Origin of the sequence: Paraburkholderia acidiphila (assembly GCF_009789655.1) — a bacterium.
Classification (GTDB): Bacteria; Pseudomonadota; Gammaproteobacteria; order Burkholderiales; family Burkholderiaceae; genus Paraburkholderia; species Paraburkholderia acidiphila.
Genome location: NZ_CP046910.1, coordinates 204375 through 224625 on the forward strand (window position 1 = coordinate 204375; position 20251 = coordinate 224625).

Annotated in this window: 14 protein-coding genes; 11 read left to right on the forward strand and 3 right to left on the reverse strand. The window is 58.5% G+C overall.

Annotated features, from left to right (window positions below; genetic code table 11):
- The first annotated feature begins 7 nt into the window (after positions 1-7).
- From FAZ97_RS15395 to FAZ97_RS15435, 9 genes are all read left to right on the forward strand, one after another.
- A complete protein-coding gene (locus tag FAZ97_RS15395) occupies positions 8-838 on the forward strand; it encodes an SDR family NAD(P)-dependent oxidoreductase (RefSeq protein ID WP_233271766.1) in 831 nt (276 codons plus the stop codon).
- Positions 835-1569, forward strand: a complete 735-nt coding sequence (locus FAZ97_RS15400; RefSeq protein WP_158759341.1) for an SDR family NAD(P)-dependent oxidoreductase — start codon at positions 835-837, stop codon at positions 1567-1569. Before FAZ97_RS15395 ends, FAZ97_RS15400 begins: the two co-directional genes overlap by 4 nt.
- Before the next feature lie 180 nt (positions 1570-1749).
- Positions 1750-2985, forward strand: coding sequence for a porin (locus tag FAZ97_RS15405; RefSeq protein WP_158759342.1), 1236 nt, complete (start codon positions 1750-1752; stop codon positions 2983-2985).
- Between the two features lie 521 nt (positions 2986-3506).
- Positions 3507-4973: an APC family permease gene (locus FAZ97_RS15410; RefSeq protein WP_158759343.1), complete on the forward strand. Its 1467-nt coding sequence runs from the start codon at positions 3507-3509 to the stop codon at positions 4971-4973.
- A gap of 633 nt (positions 4974-5606) precedes the next feature.
- Positions 5607-6725 carry a porin gene (locus FAZ97_RS15415; RefSeq protein WP_158759344.1) on the forward strand — a complete coding sequence of 373 codons (1119 nt, stop codon included), beginning with the start codon at positions 5607-5609 and terminating at the stop codon, positions 6723-6725.
- 100 nt (positions 6726-6825) lie between these two features.
- On the forward strand, positions 6826-7656 hold the full coding sequence (locus tag FAZ97_RS15420; protein ID WP_158759345.1) for a substrate-binding periplasmic protein: 831 nt from the start codon (positions 6826-6828) through the stop codon (positions 7654-7656).
- Positions 7657-7778: 122 nt separating this feature from the next.
- Positions 7779-8807 carry a cyclase family protein gene (locus FAZ97_RS15425; RefSeq protein WP_158759346.1) on the forward strand — a complete coding sequence of 343 codons (1029 nt, stop codon included), beginning with the start codon at positions 7779-7781 and terminating at the stop codon, positions 8805-8807.
- Positions 8808-9016: 209 nt separating this feature from the next.
- On the forward strand, positions 9017-10162 hold the full coding sequence (locus FAZ97_RS15430) for a porin (RefSeq protein WP_158759347.1): 1146 nt from the start codon (positions 9017-9019) through the stop codon (positions 10160-10162).
- 220 nt (positions 10163-10382) lie between these two features.
- A complete protein-coding gene (locus FAZ97_RS15435) occupies positions 10383-12296 on the forward strand; it encodes a methyl-accepting chemotaxis protein (RefSeq protein WP_158759348.1) in 1914 nt (637 codons plus the stop codon).
- A 661-nt stretch (positions 12297-12957) separates the two neighbouring features.
- Here FAZ97_RS15435 and FAZ97_RS15440 read toward each other — a convergent pair.
- Together FAZ97_RS15440 and FAZ97_RS15445 are read right to left on the reverse strand one after the other, a co-directional pair.
- Complete coding sequence (locus FAZ97_RS15440) at positions 12958-14538, reverse strand: phytoene desaturase family protein (protein ID WP_158759349.1); 1581 nt, start codon at positions 14536-14538, stop codon at positions 12958-12960.
- Between the two features lie 8 nt (positions 14539-14546).
- The gene (locus FAZ97_RS15445; RefSeq protein ID WP_158759350.1) at positions 14547-14954 is read right to left on the reverse strand and encodes a RidA family protein; all 408 of its coding nucleotides are present in this window, start codon (positions 14952-14954) and stop codon (positions 14547-14549) included.
- A 314-nt stretch (positions 14955-15268) separates the two neighbouring features.
- Between FAZ97_RS15445 and FAZ97_RS15450 the strand changes: the two genes are divergently transcribed.
- Together FAZ97_RS15450 and FAZ97_RS15455 are read left to right on the forward strand one after the other, a co-directional pair.
- Positions 15269-17605, forward strand: coding sequence for a molybdopterin-dependent oxidoreductase (locus tag FAZ97_RS15450; protein ID WP_199272133.1), 2337 nt, complete (start codon positions 15269-15271; stop codon positions 17603-17605).
- Between the two features lie 49 nt (positions 17606-17654).
- Complete coding sequence (locus FAZ97_RS15455; RefSeq protein ID WP_158759351.1) at positions 17655-19085, forward strand: amidase; 1431 nt, start codon at positions 17655-17657, stop codon at positions 19083-19085.
- Between the two features lie 53 nt (positions 19086-19138).
- Here the strand turns inward: FAZ97_RS15455 and FAZ97_RS15460 are convergent, their stop codons facing one another.
- Positions 19139-20218: a tartrate dehydrogenase gene (locus FAZ97_RS15460; RefSeq protein ID WP_158759352.1), complete on the reverse strand. Its 1080-nt coding sequence runs from the start codon at positions 20216-20218 to the stop codon at positions 19139-19141.
- Positions 20219-20251 lie beyond the last annotated feature (33 nt).

A 20251-nucleotide genomic window follows, 5' to 3' on the forward strand; every position in this document is an offset into this window, starting at 1 on the left:
TTCGCGTGTGAACGTTAGCGGAAATATTTTTTGGTTTGCGATAGCGCTGGTCGCTATCTCTTTCAGGTATCAGAACATGCGAAGGTTTGAGGGACGTGTCATTGCCATTTCCGGGGCAGCTTCGGGTTTGGGCCGGGATCTGGCGCAAGCGTTCGCGCGCGAAGGGGCGCGCAAGCTGTACCTTTTCGACATCGACATGGCCGGATTGACGCGAACCGCGGATGCGCTATCTGTCGACACGACTACGCACGTTTGCGACGTTTCCAGTGAAACGAGCGTCGAAGCAGCTTGGCGCGAACTGCCGCAAGCCACTGGGCTCGACGTACTTGTCACGGCCGCGGGAACCATTGGCGCCGGTTCCGCCATTGATGCGTGCAGCCTGGAAGAATGGGACCGCGTATTCAATATCAACGTCCGCGGTACGTTTCTCATGGTCAGGCGTGCCCTGCCGCTCTTGAAGAAGAACAACGGGAATATCGTCACCTTCAGTTCGACGGCAGGTCTGGCCGGAAGCGGCACGCTGCCGGCGTATTCCGCCTCGAAAGGCGCTGTCGCGATGTTCACGCGAAGTCTTGCCCTGGCCTACGCGAAAGACGGTATTCGTGCCAATAGCGTATGCCCAGGTTCGATCGAAACGCCGATGCTGCAGGCCACGTTCGAGGCCGCGGGCAGCCCGGATGCCGTGGAAGCGCGCAAGGCTGAATATCTCAAACGCTACCCGCTGGGGCGCTTCGGCACACCGCGCGAGGTCACGGACGCGGCGCTGTTTCTCGCAAGCGAGCAGGCGTCATATACCACCGGTGTTTGTTTGCCGGTCGATGGAGGACGGCTGGCATGACGGTAGCAACTAAACGGCTGGCGCTGGTCACAGGCGGCAACCAGGGCATTGGGCTCGCAACGGTCAGGCGACTGCTGGCGAGCGGCGTTCAGGTTCTCGCTGTCGACCTCGCCGACGACAACCTGGTGGATCTGCCGCTTCATCGCCTCGTGGTGAATCTGGCGGCAAAAGACGCGCCGGCCAGGATCGTCGACGCGATTACGGCGCTCGGTTCGGGGCTCGACATTCTTGTCAACAACGCGGGCGTCGGCGGATCCAGGCGGCTTGCCGACAGCGACGATCTCCTAATCGATCGTATCGTCGACATCAACCTTCGCGCCGTGCTGCGCCTCACGCGCGACTGTTTGCCGTTGATGAAAAGCGGGGCGTCGATTGTCAACGTCGCTTCGGTGTTCGGCGAAGTCGGCTTTCCCGGCTCGACGGCGTACGCGGTCACGAAAGCCGGTATCTCGCAGTTTACACGCCAGTTGGCCTCCGAGATATCCGAGAAGGGAATTCGCGTGAACGCGGTTGCGCCCGGCCTCATTCGCACACCGATGACCGAGACGCGGCTCGAACGCGACACGTCATACCGCGACGCGATGCTCGGCGCGACACCCTTGCGCAGGGTGGGGCTTCCGGAGGACGTCGCTTCCGTGATCGGCTTTCTCGTTGGCGAAGATGCTTCGTTCGTCAACGGCCAGGTGATCGCCGTCGACGGGGGCTGGTTGACCTGCCGCTACCTTGCCTGACACGGCCCGGTAGTCGACGTTTTCCCTGACGCGGATGGCGCGCTCCCCTCCGCGTTTCTGCTGAACTTCCGACGACGTAGTTTCCCCTGCCTCGCAGTGAGGCAGGGTGTATTCGCTCGCCGATAAATCAGGATGACTAATCGTAATAACAAACACCATTTCAACCACGAAGGAATAAAAATGAAAAACGGAAAGAAAAATCAGATTATCAAGGCGGGGAAGCTGGGACTGCTCTCGGGGATTGCGATGCTCGACACGACGAACGCCAACGCACAGACGTCGCTGACGATGTTCGGTGTGGTCGACAACGGCATCATCTACCAGAACAGCCAGACTACGCTTGGCTCCAATTCGGGTGGGCGCTCGAACGTCAAGCTTTCGTCCGGCAACTGGCTGGGAAGTCGCTGGGGTTTCAAAGGATCGGAGGAACTAGGCGACGGAACGAAGGCGATCTTCACGCTCGAATCGCGTTTCAATACCAACACGGGCGGTGGACAATTTACGAACGCCGCATTCGGCGGACAGGGATTCGTCGGCGTAACGAATCCGGCGTACGGCACGCTCACAGCGGGGCGTCAGTACACGCCCTACTACACGCTGCTCTATGCGTTTGGCCCGACTCCGTGGTTGTCGGGTGAAACGGGAGCGCACCCGGGCGATATTGACGGCCTCGATTCCGGGTACCGCGTCAACAACTCGCTGGTGTATACGTCCCCCGTCTTCGGAGGATTGACGGTCGGTGCGTCCTATGCGTTGAGCGGCGTGCCGGGCACGCTCTCGCGCGGTTCGACGTGGAGCCTCGCGGCCCAGTACGTGCAAGGCGCGGTGTCGCTCGCGGCGGGCTTCGAGCGCTTCAGCAATTCCAGCCTGGGCGGTGGCGTGTGGGGCGCGGATTCGACGGCAACCACCGGAGGTCAGCCCGGCGTATCCGCACTGACCAACGGCTACCAGACCAACGCGGCGCAGCAGCGTATCGCCGTGACGGGTGCCTATGCGCTGTCAAGGGCATTCGATATGTCCTTCTCCTATTCGAACGTCCAGTACGTGCCCGGGGTCAATTCGTCGTTTCACGACATGGCGGTTTTCAACACAGTGGGTACGGTCGGTCACTGGCACGCAGGCCCCGCACTGGACGTGGGACTGGGCTACAGCTATACGTGGACCAGCCGGGCGAACAGCATCGAGAATCCCGCTCAGTATCATCAGGTCAGCCTTGCGGAATCGTATGCATTGTCGAAGAGGACGACGCTATATTTTCTTCAGGCATGGCAGCGCGCGAGTGGGCAGACTCTGGGCACCACAGGAGCAGGCGATGTGATCAATGCCACGGCGTCCATTGGCGATGGATTTCAGTCGGCTCCCGCTTCAGGGCGGACACAGATTGCCGCAGGCATGGGCATTGCCCACAGGTTCTAGACACGTAGTCGGCTTCACGACCTTCATGCCGTTGCGCACTCGTGCTTAATGCGCCCTGGTCTGGACATGGAACCCGTTGCTTGTCGCGGTGCGATGTTAAGGGGTGGGGACGCATCGCACAAACTGTCGTGCGCACCGCTATCGGCCGTAACCGCCAAGACCTGAACCTGCGGACCCGGTACCGCCGTGTTGGTCGGGGATTGTCAGCAGAGTGGGGCGCAATCGCCTGGGAGGCTGAAGGACGGTGCTTCGGCTGGAAGCGAGGCTAAGGACGTGTCCGTTGGCTAACGCGTCGAGAGGCGCTCCCGTCAAGCTGGTGTTGTGCCCAGGCTTGAATTCCATTGACACGTTTTTTTGACCGTATAGTATGTACGTCTGACCGGCGAGACTGAAAACGGGCATAGCCTGTCCATTCAACCAGGGCACTCCTGCCACGTAACCCGGGGCAGACCGGGCCGGGGTTACCGCTGGCGTCCGGCAATGTAGTCCATCGAAGAGAGTCGAGGAGCAAGAATTACGTTATGGAAGAGATAGACCGTGCATTCGCACGTCAGATCCCTGACGCGTCAACCGCGCCGGCTACACGCCGCCTCAGCGGGCACTTAGGGACCCTGGACATCGTTTTCACGGTGCTCGCGTACAACGCACCCCTGACAGTGGTCATTGGGCTCATACCAATCATGCTTTCGATGGGGAACGGATTGGGAGCCCCGGTAACCTTTCTCGGCGCTGGTCTTCTGATGCTGTTGTTCGCCGTTGGATTCACGGCAATGTCTCGGCACGTCCCCAACGCGGGCGCCTACTACGCGTACATCACTGTCGGACTTGGCAAGCCCCTTGGGCTCGGTTGCGCATTGATGGCTATGCTGGCTTACGCCTTCTTCATTGTTGGCACGTACCTCTATGCGGGGGTCGTCTTCCATACCTTCTGTTCTCACGCGTTCGGCGACTCCCCACTCTCCTGGGCGCAGTGGGCGATGGTCATCTGGGCCGCAGTCTCAATCTTGGGTTACTTCAAGATATCTCTCTCGGCAAAGGTACTGACCGTCGCCTTGATTTGTGAAGTCGTTGTTGTGTTTGCGTGGGAGTTGGCTATCGGAATCGCGCATGGCCCGGCGGCTTTCCACCCGGCTTGGTTGACGCCGGCCGCGCTTACCTCGGGTTCCGTTGGCCTGGCTGTTCTGTTCGGCGTAACGTGTTTCGCGGGTTTCGAGGCGACGGCGGTCTTTCGCGAGGAAGCGAGGAATCCAGAGGTGACCGTGCCTCAGGCCACGTATGTGTCGATCGTCGTCATGGCGTGCATTTTCGCGTCAGCCGCGTACTTCTTCATTGTTGGTTATGGCCCGGAGGCCGCACTCACCCATGCTGCAGCAGCGCCTGCGACGGCGTCGCTCGATAGTGTAGGTATGTTCCTCGGAAAGGTGGGTCTTGATGTGGTGAGCGCACTGACATGTACGAGCATCTTTGCATGCCTTCTCGCGCTCCACAATATCCTCGCACGCTACGTCTATTCACTGAGCAGTGATGGGACGTTGCCGAAGAGGTGGGCAGCCGTTCACCGTATTCACGGGTCGCCCTACAAGGCCTCACTCATGGTATCGCTTACCGGTGGGGTTGCCTCGGCTGTGATGATCGCGTCGTCGGTTGACCCGTACGGTGTATATGAAGCGCTGGTCGGCATGGCCGGCTATTCGTTGCTCATCCTGCAGATCTTTACATCGCTTTCGGTGATCGTGTTCTTCCGCCGTAAAGGTGCCAATGTCAGTGTGTGGAAACGGCTATATGCACCAGGCGCGAGCCTTCTCGGTCTTCTCGTTACTGGTTGGGAGGCGACGACGAATATAGACCTTTTGACCGGAGACGTGCATGTCGCGATGTATCTGCTGGCTCTCGTATTCGGTACGCTGATCTTTGGCGTCTTCTACGCTCTTGTTCTTCGCGAGCGGAGCCCAAACATCTATCGCGCAATCGGGCGTCAAAGTCTCTGACGTAGCGCCGTTCTCATGATGTACAAGCAGCCCAGACGCTTAGAGCGATCTGGGCTTTTTTTCTCGGGTATGGCTCGATCGAGAAACGTCAGTAAATCTTAGGCACGTTGCGCCCTTCCAGCAACTTCGTCGCGCCTGAATGAGTGTCCACAAATCCTCAAGGTAGGGTACGGTTGAAGGCACGTGTCGCGCGAAGAAAAAACAATGACGTCGTGCGGTTTGATGGCGCTAACAAAGCTCATATTCCCGCAAGGCGGTGGTCCGAACTATTCAAACGTGTAAATCAAATGGTCCGCTGAGAGTGCCACGGTGTATTGAGACCAGAGACGAGAATTCGAAGCAACGGGTCGGCAGGCTCTTCAAATCTGCCGGCCTTTTTTATTGCGAAAAATCCTAACCCATCAATCAGGGTATACGGTAAGAAAAATCAGCAATATTTAATTTTGACGGCAGCGGGCAAACGTGCATACTGACCCGGGAGTCAAAATATAAGGTTAACCGGTATGTGTCGAGGAGACGGATGTGAAGTTCATCTGTCGTCCGTGATCTCGATGCACACTTGCCCAAGAAAAATAGGTAGTTAACACGCCTGTCATGAAAAGAATACCTACGGTTTCGCTAGCGATTGGAAGTATGTTTTTCTACGTCAGCTCAGTGTTCGCGCAAGGCTCGATGACCCTCTATGGTGTACTTGAGAATGGATTTGACTACGTCAATAACTCGGGCGGGAAACAGGTCTATGCGATGAGAGACGGCACATATACGGGCGTGTACGGAAGCCGATGGGGCATCTGTGGGCAGGAGGACCTCGGCGGGGGATGGAGCGCCCTCACGCGTCTCGAAAATGGCTTCAACATTCCGACCGGAAACCTTGGTCAAGGTGGAAGAATGTTTGGGCGACAGGCATATCTCGGCCTGAGTAACAACAACATCGGTGTAGTGACTGCGGGACGTCAGTACGATTCGATGGTCGACTATTTGCAGTTCGCTACGACGGGCTCCGTTCTTGGATCGTACGCGTCGCACGCTAGCGATATCGACAACCTCAGCAACTCGTACCGTATCGATAACTCTGTCAAATTCACCAGTGCTCTGGCGAATGGCATTCGATTTGGCGGCCTCGTCGCACTGGCCGACAGTGCGACGTCCACATCGCAGAAGCAGGTTCCCGTCTGGAGCGCGGGCGCCGACTATACAGGTCATGGGTTGCGTGCGGGGCTCGCCTATTTCCATGCCGATAACCCTGCCAGCCTCTTTTCCGACGGTGCTCACTATCTGGACAACACCAGCGGATCAGCGATCGGTTCGACCGGTCCCTGGAGCTACGTTGGCAGGCCGTCCAAGGTCGATTCGTTCGGTTTGGGGGCGACATACACAGTCGGAAAATCGACCTTTGCGGCAGTGTTGACGCGGGCCCGGTTCGCCGACGCAAATGGAACGAAGGGCAATGCAACCTTCGACGACGCAGACGTCTCCTTCCGGTACGCAGTGACACCTGCGGTCAAAGTCATCGGCGGGTATCTGTACACGATCGGCCACATCAATTACGCAGGCTACTCCGTGAAATACCACCGCGTCGCGCTTGGCACCGATTACGCGCTCTCAAAGAGAACGGATATCTATTTCGGCTTGTTCGCGCAGCAAGCGGGCGGCGCCGCGAAGGGAGCTGATCTCTATCAAGGAGCGGGGACGCAAACGTCGACGACCGATCGTCAGTTCGCCATGCGCACCGCACTTGTCACCCGCTTCTAGATAAGCAACGCACTCCCTATGGGCGTCGGCCGCTTGCTGTCCGCGAGTGACGTCCTGTTGCGGGAGAAAGGCATTGAGCAGCTAAATGAGGATCTTGAAGATGAAGCGACCAGTTTCTTGCTTTGCAGTCGGCGCCGCCTTGATGGTTGCCGCGACGTCGGCCATGGCGGTGGCGTGCACTCCAGCGCACAAGTTCAGCACGGTTAGTCCTGGTTCTTTGACGGTCGCCACGAGCACGCTCCCCCCGTTCGACTCGCTCGACGTGTCCGGGAATTTCTCTGGCATTGAGGCTGACCTGATCCGGTATATCGCCGCCAGGGAATGCCTTCGCGTCCAACCGGCAATGGTGGATCCAACTGGCCAAACGCAATACGTTATGGCGGGGCGCGCGGATCTCGGCGCCTTTGGCTGGTACCGAAGCGAGGCGCGCTCGACGGTACTGAACCTGAGTGCACCCTTGCTCGTCGAGCGTCTTGCCATTTACTCCAAAGATGGCAGCGATTCTATCGAGTCCTTGAAGGGGCGAAGGGTTGGCACAGTACAGGGGTATCTCTGGGTTCCCGACCTGCGGGCGGTGCTGGGAGATTCAGTCAAGCTGTACCCAACCCCGGTTGCGCTAGCGCAGGACCTTGCTGCAGGTCGGATTGATGCTGCGATTGACAGCTATACCAAAGGCGCATATGCGCAGACTCATTCAAATGGCTATCCGAACCTGAAGATCAAGCCGGCGAAGCCGGATAACCGGGTGCGTGCATCCGTATCCCCCGCACAGACGGCATTCCTCATGCCGAAATCGAATGATGCCTTGGCGAAAGCGATAGACGAGGATATCGCCGAGGCGAGGGCTAGCGGCGAGTTCTCTCGCATTCTGAAGCACTACGGCGTGGAGTCATCGAGTGCAGACGCTGGCGCTCCGCGGTTCGTGAAGTAATCGACACGGCGTTGCGTCAGGCTCGATATGAACTTCAACGGTGCCATGCGCGCCGGTGAAGCCGCGCCTTGATCCGTTCGTGAAAGGTTTTTTAGTTGGTATCTCAACAAACCGGAGTGGTTATGAAACGTATGATTTCCTGGCTTCTAGCTGCCGCCGTCGCAGGCGGCGCGTGCAACACCGTTTTTGCGGGTGATGATGGAATGATCAAGTGGAAGCGCGGGCAGGGTTGGGGTTGGGTTTGGGGCAAGGACGACCAGGTAGGGGCCTTGAATGAAATGACCGATGCGACGCGTCTCGCCGCAATGAAACAGATTACGACAGGGCGGGTCTTCGATCTCGGCTTGCCGATGGATCGAAATTCCTACCACTGGGACGGCCACGGTCCTCTTGAACTCATGATGTTCCGCACACCGCACGGGATCAAGACGATGAAGGATTTTGACTTCATGACTCCGGAGGGCGGCAACACTTCCGGCACGGCGTGGCAAAGCGCGCAGTTGTTCATGAGCGATAACACCGGGACAAAGTTTGACGGACTCGGACACGTAACAGTTGGTCCGGATGACCACTTTTACAACGGGTTCAAATCCGCGGACGCGGTGGGTGATTTTGGGATGCGTAAGTGCGACGCAACGACGATTCCGCCGGTTATCGCGCGTGGGGTGCTGATCGACGTCGCCACGTATAAAGGCGTTGATTCCTTGCCGTCGGGATACGAGATAACGGTCGACGATCTCAAGGGGGCGTTGTCTGCAGAGCATGCGTCGATAAAGCCCGGCGATGTAGTGCTCGTGCGCATGGGCATGAATCGCTACTGGGGTGAGGCGGGACACGACCACAAGGCACTTGAAGACCACAATTACGCCGGGCTCGGCATGGCCGCAGCGAAGTGGCTTATCGCAGATCAGGGTGCGATGGTGATTGGGGGCGATACGACAGGTGTGGAGGTTTATCCGCCGAAGAAGCCCGGCAGCAGCGATCCGATGCACGTATATGCGCTCATCGAACAGGGCGTGCACATCATCGAGATGATGAATCTCGAGCCGCTGTCGACCGCCAAGGTGTATGCGTTCACGTTCATGCTGGTCCCGAACGACGTTCGCGGTTCGATCGGCGGCTTCGATCTCCGCCCGATCGCAATCCAGTAAGGGTGAACTAAGTCGACCTGTCGGTCGCCGTTTCTGAATTTCGATCTGCCCAACCCCATCGGAAGCATCGAAGGGCGACCGACCTTAACGTAGTCCGAATGTCCACTTCGCACTGGTCGATTGATCGCGTAGGAGTGCGTATAAAGTAAGTAAACCCTGAGAAGAACGAATACTTGATTGGCGTATGCCAGTCCATTGGGAGATCAGCAATGAGAAGAACGATATTAGCGCTCGCAGCGATTGGAGCGATGGGTTTCAGTTTGTCCAGCTACGCACAGAGTACGGTGACGTTGTACGGCGTGATCGATGAGGGCTTTAACTTCACGACGAACGCCGGCGGCCACCGGGGCTATCAGATGGTTAGCGGGGATACCGCAGGAAGTCGCTGGGGCATGAAAGGATCGGAGGACCTCGGCGCCGGTCTGAAGGCCATCTTTCAGCTCGAGAGCGGCTTCAACACGAACACCGGTACGATGGGTCAGGGCTCGCGTCTGTTCGGCCGGCAAGCGTATGTTGGCTTCTCTTCCGATCAGTACGGGACGCTGACATTTGGACGTCAGTACGATCCGACAATTGACATGTGGAGCGGCTTTACGTCGCCGGGCAACTGGGCGGGCGACCTCGGCGCGCACCCATATGATAACGACAACTCCGATTGGGATTTCCGTATCCAGAATGGCGCAAAATACGTGTCACCAACGATCGCCGGGTTTACCGGTGAGGCGCTCTACGGCTTCAGCAACGAAGCAGGTGGCTTCGCCCAGAACCGCGTATATAGCGCCGCATTGCAGTATCAAATGGGAGCCCTGTCGGCGGCGGTCGCGTACCTGAAAGCGAGCGCGCCAGGTCTCAACAGCAGTGGGGCCATTACTGCGAGCGAAGCAGTCTTCGTGGCTTCGTCGCAGCAGAATATCGACGCGGGCGTATCCTACAAATTTAATGAACGGTTCACCGCTTCGGTCGCGTACTCACATGTCGACGTCTACGATCCGACCTCGAATGGCTACTTTGTCAATCAGCCGGCTGCGGGCCAGAATTCTTGGAAATTCGATAACGTCGACGTCAACGGCCAGTATTTCTTCCAGCCAGATCTTTGGCTCGGTGCTGGCTACATCTACACGCACGTACACATTTCAACGACGGCCGGAAGTGCATCGGCAAACTGGCACCAACTCGCGTTGATGCTTGACTACGATCTCAGCAAGCGTACGTCTGTCTACGTTCAGGGGGCATATCAGCACGCCACGGGGTCGACTGGTACAGATTTCGACGTGGCCAACATTGTTGGTTCCGCGGCACCATCGTCCGGGCGTAATCAGATGGTCTATCGCGTAGCGATGTTGCACCACTTCTGATCGACGACGCACTGTTGGGTGGCTGTACCTCTCGTGATGTGGTAGTTCGCCATCGTTATCGGAGCGTTGTCAGGCTCCGTGGAGGCGTTCGGGCTGTGGGCACATCACGAGACGGGCGGGTTCCTCTTGGCGGGAGCGCACGATCGGCTCCCGCACACACTTTGTCACGCAGTTCGGATCTACGGAACTGCGTGATGCGTACGCGAGCGAATGAGCCTCGATGAAAGCATTTGGAATTACAAAAACCATCTCTGGAAAGTTGAGCTTGCTGCTCGGCGCGTCGCTGATCATTACCGTTTCCGTAGTCACAGCATTCGCGACGATTCATGAACGCAAGCTGGCCCGAGAGGGCTTTATCAATGTCAGTCTGGGTCAAATTCAGCAGCTCGATCAGAGCTTGCAGAATACCTTCCAGCAAATGGCAAACAACGAAACGTTTCTGACGACGTTGCCTACACTCAAGTCCGTTGATGGGTCCGTCACATCGTACGTTCATGCCGGTGGCGTGATGGATCCCGAGTCGAAAGGGTCGGTGGAGAGCGAAATTTATCGGACACTCCGGAGCGTGGGTGAAACTCATCCTGACGTTCGTTACGCGTACGTCGGAACAGAATGGGGGGGATTTGTTCAATGGCCCAAGGAGAACTTTCACAGCGCTTATGATCCCCGGACGCGACCGTGGTACCGCACTGCTGTGGACGCGAACGGCCAAACTGCGCGAACCGCTTCCTTTTCAGGAGTCGGCACTGGTACGGGGGAGACTGTCGTCAGCTTCGTCCGCGAGATTAGAGACTCTGCTGGCAAGCGTGTTGGCGTGGTAGCCACGGATATATCGTTGAAGCAACTGACAACTATCGTGTCGAAAGTGCGCTTCGAAAAGAGTGGCTATCTGATGCTAGTGGAGGATACCGGCAAGGTCATAGCCGACCCAAGCGATCCGTCAAAGAACTTTAAGCCACTCGCTTCGCTGGGGGAGGGATACGGGGAGATCGCCAACGTATCAGGAGGACTCCACTCAGTCGTCATCGGGAATGAGGCGTTTGATTGTATTGTATATACGTCGCCGCAACTGGGTTGGAAGTTCGTTGGACTGGTGCCGCATCGCGAGATGATATCGGCCGCCGATCGATTGACAGCGACATTGATTGCCGCTGCCTCGATGGTTGCAGCAGTAACCATGGCGCTTGCGTTAGTGATCGGGCGACGGATGACGCGACCGCTGCATATCGTCGCGCGCGGCATGGAAAACATCGCCTCGGGGGAAGGTGACCTGACTCAGCGTCTGCAGATTGCAAGCGAGGATGAGGTGGGGATAGTCGCGGCACATTTCAACCGGTTTGTCGAGAAGCTGAGTGGCGTTATTCATCGAGTGCGCGACAACAGTCGCGAACTCGGTTTGGCAGCCGGCGAAATAGCGACGGGAAACGCGGATCTTTCCGCACGCACTGAACAACAGGCGGCAGCGCTTCAGGAAACTGCCGCGAGTCTCGAGCAGCTCACTGCGGCCGTAAAGGAAAACGCACAAAATGCACAAGCGGCGAGCCACCTTACCAGCGGTGCTTCAGACGCAGTGACCCGCGCAAACGAGGTGGTCCGCGATCTCCTGGAGACGTTCGCCACCATCAGCGGCGAATCGGGACGCGTGGGCGAGATAACCGGACTAATCGAGGGCATCGCGTTTCAAACCAACATCCTGGCGCTCAATGCGGCTGTTGAAGCGGCGAGGGCTGGCGAGCAGGGTCGCGGATTCGCAGTGGTCGCCAGCGAGGTGCGTGGTCTTGCACAACGCTCGGGAGCGGCCGCAAAGGATATCAAGGCGCTGATTCAGGCGTCAGCGTATCGGATCGAGCACGGCGCGCAGTTGGCGAACCGGGTAAGCATCACGATTTCAGAAGTCACATCTTCTGTTGAGAAAATGACGGAAATCGTCAACGAGATCACTGTGGCCTCGCAAGAGCAGAGCCGCGGGATAGCCGAGATCAATCGTGCCGTCGCTCAGATAGACGACGTAACTCAGCAAAATGCGGCGCTGGTTGAAGAGGCCGCGGCGGCCGCACGTGCGCTGCAGGACCAGGGTAGCCAACTCGACGAGGTAGTCGGTGAATTCAGGCTTACTGAATCGATTAAGTCCTAGATCTGGTTATTACCGCTGGGTGCTACCTCGTGCGGATACGTAACGTCCTGCGGTAGCGCCCTCCACATCGCGTATGCACGTCGACTTCGGGAGTAAGGGGTCCGGGCATTGTAAAAAGCCACGGCTAATAACGGAGAACGCCGACTGGGTGCGCGCAGCGAGGTGGCATACGGTAGATAGGCTCACGGTTTTGCGATCTGGAATCCGAAGATCTTTCGCGCGGTCAGTCACTGGAGACTTTGACATAGCACATTGAAATACCGAACATTCGGTCGTGGTTCGCCACGGCCGGAATTTATTTGGTTTCCGACTGGTGACCGTCGCTGCTATGTAGATAGTGTTCGCAGTTGTCCGCATTGCCACTGTCCCCGCGCCGCCAGATTCAATGGAGCAAATTCTCCCACATCGCGCTTTCCGCGAGCGTCGCGTGCATCGTCGTCGTTGCGACGGATCACCAGGTCGCACCTAAGTACGACACCAATCTCGCCGTAGGAGGGGCATCGTTGTCTCCTCGCTTGACGGACGACAGTGCGGTGCTAGCGGATGAGTGCCCCGGTGGTAACCGTGTCCTGACCGCAACTGGCGTCTCATCGGAATTCTCCAAAGAAGACGGGCCGTGGCGCGGAAGCGCCACGGCCCGTCCCTGCGACCAGCTGGATTGTCAGTTGTCGCTGAGGATTACCTTCGCTGCGTTGTGGCCAGGAACGCCCGTTACGCCTCCACCGGGATGCATCGAGGCTCCACACTGATAGAGGCCCGTGATCGGTGACCGATAGTCGGCATAGTGAGCAATCGGGCGCCGGAAGAAGGTCTGGTCGATGGTGAGTTCACCCTGATGCACGTGGCCGCCGGGGAGGTTGAAAATTGCCTCGATATCGGGCGGCACGAGGATCTGTTTATGCAGGACCTCGTTGCGGAAACCCGGTGCGTACCTCTCGATACGCGTCATGATGATATCGAAGAGCTTCTCGTGTGCCGCCTCGTCCCACGGACCGCTTTTGAGCTTGTACGGTACGTGGCCGCCCATGATATTCATGGTGTGGAAACCTGCGGGAGCTACCGTGGAGTCGAACGCACTCGGCGTGACGATCCACATGTAAGGGTTTTCGCACATTTCGCCGCGCTCGACCGCCTCGAAATTAGCCTGGAGCTCGTCCATACTTTCGGCCAGCGTGATCGATCCCGGATTGAAGTCGAGCCCACGCGCCTCAAGCGCTGTCCACTTCGGAAGATTTCGAAGTGCGAGATTGATCTTGAAGACCGACGAGTCGGTCTTGATGCGGCGCGCTGCATCGACAACTTCAGCAGGTACGTCCTTGCGGTCAATCAGTTCGGTGAACAGGAGCTTGGATGCCGCGTTGCTCACAACGATGTTTGCGCTAATCGTCTCGCCAGACGCAAGGCGCACGCCCTTTGCCTTACCGTTCTCAACCAGCACCTTTTCGACCGTGGCGTTGAGCTTGATCTGCACACCCTGCTTTTGCGCAATCCTGGCGAGTGCCTGGGTGATGCTGCCCATGCCACCCTGAACGAGTCCACCGGGGCCAGCCGCAGTAGACGAATCGCGGATGAATGGGCGCGCCAGGACGTACGCCGTGCCAGGGACTTTAGGTCCGAAAAAGCTGCTTGCGCCGGAGACATAGGAGCCAAAAGCGGCGAGGACTTGCGGACTGACAAACCAGCGTCGCAGGAAGTCCTGAGCGCTGAGCGTCAGCAGGTCCCACAGGTCATAGAACCGCGGGCCGATCGCCTTGAAGCGCCACGCAAATGCGAGCGCCTTCGCGACGTCCTTGAAACGGCCTGTCGTCGGATCAACAGGAACCTCGAAGAGCAATTTGCGCAGGTGAACGACAAGGCCTTCCATGTGTTTCACAAACCGCGGATAGGCCTCGGCGTCCTCGGGCGAAAACTGGCGGATCTCGTCGCAGGTTCGCTTGGCATCATCCCAGTAGACCAGCACCCGGCCGTCGCTAAACGGCTGAATGCCAGGGGCGGTGGGCAGGACCTTGACACCGTTGGCCACCAGATCGAGGTCGATCATGATCTTCGGCTGCATGAGCGACATCCAGTAGGATGCGACCGACAGACGAAAGCCGGGCCACAGTTCCTCAGTCACCGCTGCGCCGCCGATGATGTTGCGGCGTTCGAGAACACACACCTTCTTGCCTGCTTTGGCGAGGTAGTTCGCACAGACAAGTCCGTTGTGGCCACCGCCGATAATCACTGCGTCGAAATCAGCCATTTTCAGTTTCAACCGATGCGAGTCTTGGACGGGAGGACGGCGATGCCATCGACTTCCACCAGTACTGCCTTATCGTACAACTGTACGACGGGAATAAGTGCCGCGGAGGGGGGCGCGTCATTGTTGATGAACTCCGCACGAACCTTGCGCAGGATCGGCAGCAGCGAAGGATCGAACTCGGAGACGTAGTGTGTCATACGAGCGACCGCTTCGAAACCGACGCCGGCGACCGCGAGCGTTGCCTTGAGGTTATTGTAGGTCGCACGCAGTTGGCCTTCGAAACCGCCTTCGACCAGATTGCCGTTTTCATCGGTACCGACGTGGCCGCTGAGGATGAGCAGATCTCCGCCGGAGATCTGCATGGCCTGCGAAACGCCGGGGAATGCGCCACCGGGGGCATTGACTGGAGTGAGCATGTGAGCACCTCAAGTAGGGTTGAAAAAACCAAGTGTATTAAAAAACTGACCACCAAGTATATAACGCCAAATTTTGGGAACGCAAGAAGAGAAAAGGCGCGGGTGCCTTGGCCAGGGAAAACCCGTCCGGGGAAAATATACGGTTGGGTACTCTTGCTTTCGTGTGTCATACTGACCGGGCAGTCTATTTTTTACCCTGCTCGGTTTGTGTCATTGCGCGGGGGGTGAGCGGGGCGGGGACACGTGCGTCCGGGCATTTGAGGGCGGCGCGGTGGCATGGGACCGCACTCCCGCCCCTGGGGAGGAAATCAGCTTTGAATTCCGGGCGAAGGTTCCAGACAGCCTCTCATTGGGGGGCTTACACGGTCGAGGTTGCTGGAGGCCGGATTGTAGGAGTTGAGCCGTTTAAGGATGACCCGCATCCAAGTGCGCTGATCGCGGGACTTGTCGAAATGGTTCATAGTCCCTTACGTGTCACATGCCCCCACATCAGGCGTGGTTATTTGCAGCGCCGCAAGGCCTCACGAGGTGCGCGAGGAACAGAACCGTTTGTACCTGTGAGTTGGGATGTTGCGCTAAGCCTCGTCGAAGAGGGGTTGCGCGAAGCGATTTCGCTGCATGGCAACGAATCGATCTATGGCGGTTCATATGGGTGGGCAAGCGCTGGGCGGTTGCATCACGCCCCAAGCGTTCTTAAGCGCTTCCTCGGTCTGATCGGTGGATACGTGGACAAGCGAGGCAATCACAGCTTCGGCGCCGCCATGCATATTGCACCCTATGTGATTGGAAGAAGCGACATCACCTCGCTGGTCATGCCGTGGAGGGCTATCGCTGATCACGCTCAGCAGGTCGTCCTTTTCGGTGGAATGCATGAAAAGAACATGCAGGTGGACGCAGGCGGCGCGGTATTGCATGAAAGCAGCGAGTGGATTTCACGGGCCGCACGCCGAAGCGTTCGATTTGTGAATGTAAGCCCGGCGCGTGAAGACACGCCGGCAGCGCTGGATCCTGAGTGGCTTCCCATTGTTCCGAATACGGATGTGGCGATGATGCTTGGTCTCGCTCACACGCTGATCGACGAGGGACTGCACTGCGTCGAATTTCTCCAGCGCTATTGCGTGGGCTTTGATGCACTCCGCGACTATCTCGTAGGCCTGGAGGACGGCATCGTTAAAGACGCCAATTGGGCGTCGAGCATCTGCGGAGTCGACAGTCAAACGATCCGGCAGCTAGCAAGATCCATGGCGACGAAGCGGACGCTGATTTGTGTCTCGTGGTCCGTCCAGCGCGCCGAACACGGCGAGCAGCCCATCTGGATGGCGATTGCGCTCGCGAGCATGCTTGGCCAGATCGGACGTCCTGGTTGCGGATTCAGCATAGGAATCGGTGCCGTGAACGGCAACGCCGTTGAGCGTCCAGCAAGGATTCCTCGACCGACTATGCCGCTGGGCGACAACCCTGTGAAAATCGCCGTACCCATTGGACGGGTGGCTGACATGCTGCTCCACCCAGGCGCTGTCATCGAATATGACGGCGCACAGCTCACCCTCCCTGACATCAAGATCGTGTATTCGGCGGGCGGAAATCCATTTCATCACAACGCGAACCTGAATCGCTTCGTTGAAGCCTGGCGGCGCCCGGACCTCGTCGTGGTCAACGAACCGTGGTGGAATCCAGCAGCGCGGTTTGCGGACATCGTGCTGCCATCGACGACAACCCTCGAGCGCAACGATATTCTCGCGGCGGACATGCAGAGGCACTACCTCGCGATGTATCAGGCACTTCCGCCGTTCGCGCATGCGCGCAACGACTACGATATCTTTTTGGAACTCGCGGACCGATTCGGTTGTGGCGATGCATACACCGAGGGCAGGAGCGAAATGCAGTGGCTGTGCAAGATGTACACGGATGCCCGGGCGAGGGCGATCGAACGAGGCTACGCGCCACCGGAGTTCGACGAGTTCTGGGAGGTCGGAAGGTATGCGTTCCCGAACGACGCATGCTGCGACGCCCCGTTGATGTTCGAGGAATTTCGGCGCGATCCGGCGGCGCATCGACTTGGGACGCCATCAGGCAAGATCGAACTGTATTCGGCCACCATAGAGAAGTATGCCTATCCGGACTGCCCGCCGCATCCCTCGTGGCTCGAACCAACGGAATGGCGTGGGGCCGAAATCGCCGGCCGCTTTCCTCTACACCTGCTCTCACATCAGCCCGCAACCCGTTTGCACAGTCAGCTCGATCCCTCGAGTCTGAGTCGTGCCTCCAAACGGGACGGTAGGGAGGTGCTGACCATGCACCCACGGGATGCGATTTCGCGTCAGCTCGCTGACGGGGACCTGGTGGTGGCGTTCAATGAGCGAGGCTCGTTTGTCGCCTCATTGAGGATATCGGATCACCTTCGCGCCGGCGTAGTGCAGATCGCGACAGGCGCCTGGTTTGATCCCGCCGAACCGGGATCTCCCCGGTCGCTGGAAAAACACGGCAATCCGAACGCAGTGACATCCGACAGAGGGGCGTCACGGCTGTCTCAGTCGTCGACCTCGCAAACAGTGCTGGTCGACGTCGTACGTTGCGAGGTGCCGCCGCCGGTAACGGCATTCTGTCCGCCGCGATTCGCCGATGGCTCCGCCGACTTGACATTCCATTGAACGCATGCGGGCGTCGGCGCGCAATCCCACAGGGGAGAACTTGTCCGAAATGAATGAACGCGAATATATCCAGTATGACGCCGTAGACCTCGCCGGTCTGTTGGCATCCGGTCAGGTCACGCCCGTTGAGTTGATGGAGTGCGCGATTCGTCTCGCGAGCAGCGTTGGTGCCATGTACAACGCTATCTGTCTCCCGGAATACGACGCGGCTCGCTCGTTTGCGCGGCAGTGGAAACAGACGGGTCCATTCTCCGGCATTCCGTTCCTTCTCAAGGACTCCGGTTTGCCATCGCGGCGGTTGAAATCGAACATTGGATCGAACCTGTTTGCAGGTATCGAACATGAGATTGATGCGACCTTGTGCCAGCGTTTTGAGACCGCTGGTTTGCTGGCGTTTGCTCGTACTACGGTGCCGGAACTATGCATGGCGCCCACAACGGAGGCAAAGGCTAACGGTGGCCCCACGCTGAACCCCTATGACCGTACACGCTCGTCGGGTGGTTCGAGCGGAGGCGCTGCAGTGGCCGTTGCAGCGGGGATCGTGCCAGTGGCGCACGCCAGTGATGGCGGCGGCTCGATCAGAATCCCGGCTTCGTGCTGCGGTGTATTCGGTCTCAAATCCTCGCGTGGGCGCATTCCGATGGGGCCGCTACGTGGGGAGGGTTGGGGTGGCCTCGCGACTGACGGCGTTCTTAGCCGAACGGTGCGCGACACGGCGACCGCGCTCGATGCAGTCGGCGGGTACGAACCCGGTGCGCCGTATGCGTCACCCGTTGGCGCTCCGCTAACCGGATTCGTTCTGCGCCCGTTCGACCGACCGCTGCGCATCAAGGTTTGGCGCGATCCCTTGACAGCTGTCGAACTTGCGCCGGAGTGTGTCGGTGCGCTTGAGAAAGCGACTCAACTTTTCGCCTCCCTCGGTCACGTGGTTGAGTCAGCGCGCGCGCCGGCCGAACTGCAATACGAGCGGTTCGTCGCGGCGCACACGCGTGTTCTCGCGGCGAATCTCGCCCTAACCGTGGACGGCCGACTGGCGGTGCAGAAAAGGGCACTTACCTCGGACGATCTCGAAGAGGCAATGCTTGACGGCTACGAAGTCGGGCAAGCCATCACGGCAAAGCAATATGCCGCGGATATCGCGACGTTTCACTCGATTGGCAGAGCGCTTGACCGGTGTTTCGTCGACTGCGACCTTATCCTCACTTCGACCCTGACCCGGCCGGCCGCCCCGCATGGGGAACTTGCAATGAGAGGGAGCTTTGTCGATTTCCGGGAGTCGGTAGCGAGGTATTCCACGCACCTCGCGATCGTCAATGCGTCGGGGCAACCCGCGGCGAACCTGCCGTTACACTGGACGGAAGCCGGTCTGCCGGTGGGAGTCCAGGTCATTGCACCGTTTGGCAGGGAGGATCTTCTCGTTCAATTCGCATCGCAGGTCGAAGCGACAGGGGTATGGCAGCCCTCAGTCCTAAAGCCGTAAATCTTGAGGGCGAGCGCTGCCTACCGCAAGACGGCAGGCAGCGCTCCCTTGCGTCAAGCGATGCGCGAAGCGATTGCACCGCCCACATCCGAAGTGCTGGCCGCGCCACCAAGATCGTGCGTACGCGGTCCCTGGCGCAACGTAGCTTCGATTGCGGCGACGATGGCGTTAGCTGCGTCGTGCTCGGCGCCAGCCCCGTTTCCGAGGAAGTCCAGCATCATTGCCGCAGACCAGATCATGCCGATCGGATTCGCAACGTTCTTACCTGCAATGTCGGGTGCCGATCCGTGAACTGGCTCGAACAACGAAGGGAAAGTGCGCTCGGGATTCAGGTTGCCTGACGGCGCGATGCCGATCGTGCCCGTACACGCGGGGCCAAGATCGGAAAGGATGTCACCGAAAAGATTGGTCGCGACCACGACATCGAAGCGGTCGGGCGACAGGACAAAGCGTGCGGAAAGAATATCAATGTGCTGCTTGTCCCATTTCACGTCGGGGTGGCGCGCGGCGGCCTCGGCTGCGCGTTGATCCCACCACGGCATGCTGACGGCCACGCCGTTGCTCTTCGTCGCAACGGTGATCTTTTTCTTGCGCCGCTGGGCGAGCTTGAATGCGAAGTCGAGCACGCGTTCGCTGCCGTGCCGGGTAAAGATCGCTTCCTGTGTGACGAATTCGCGAGCTGTACCTTCGAACATGACGCCACCCACGGCCGTATATTCGCCCTCGGTGTTTTCGCGGACGATCATGAAGTCGATATCGCCGACCTTGCGTCCCGCGAGGGGAGACGGAACCCCATCAAAGAGGCGAGCGGGGCGCAGGTTGATGTACTGATCGAATTCGCGACGGAACTTCAACAGCGATCCCCACAGGGAGATGTGATCGGGCACCTTCTCAGGCCAGCCGACCGCACCAAAAAGGATAGCGTCGCACTGCAGCAGTTGTTCCTTCCAGTCCACAGGCATCATCGTGCCGTGCACGAGATAGTAGTCGCAGCTCGCCCACTCCTTGTTGTGGTACTCGAGTTCGATACCGAAACGCTGACTAACTGCGTCGAGCGCCCGAATTGCTTCGGGCATCACTTCGACTCCGATTCCATCGCCAGGAATCACTGCAATATGGTATTTCTTGCCCATTGGATACACCTTGGAAGAGATTTATCGAAAGAG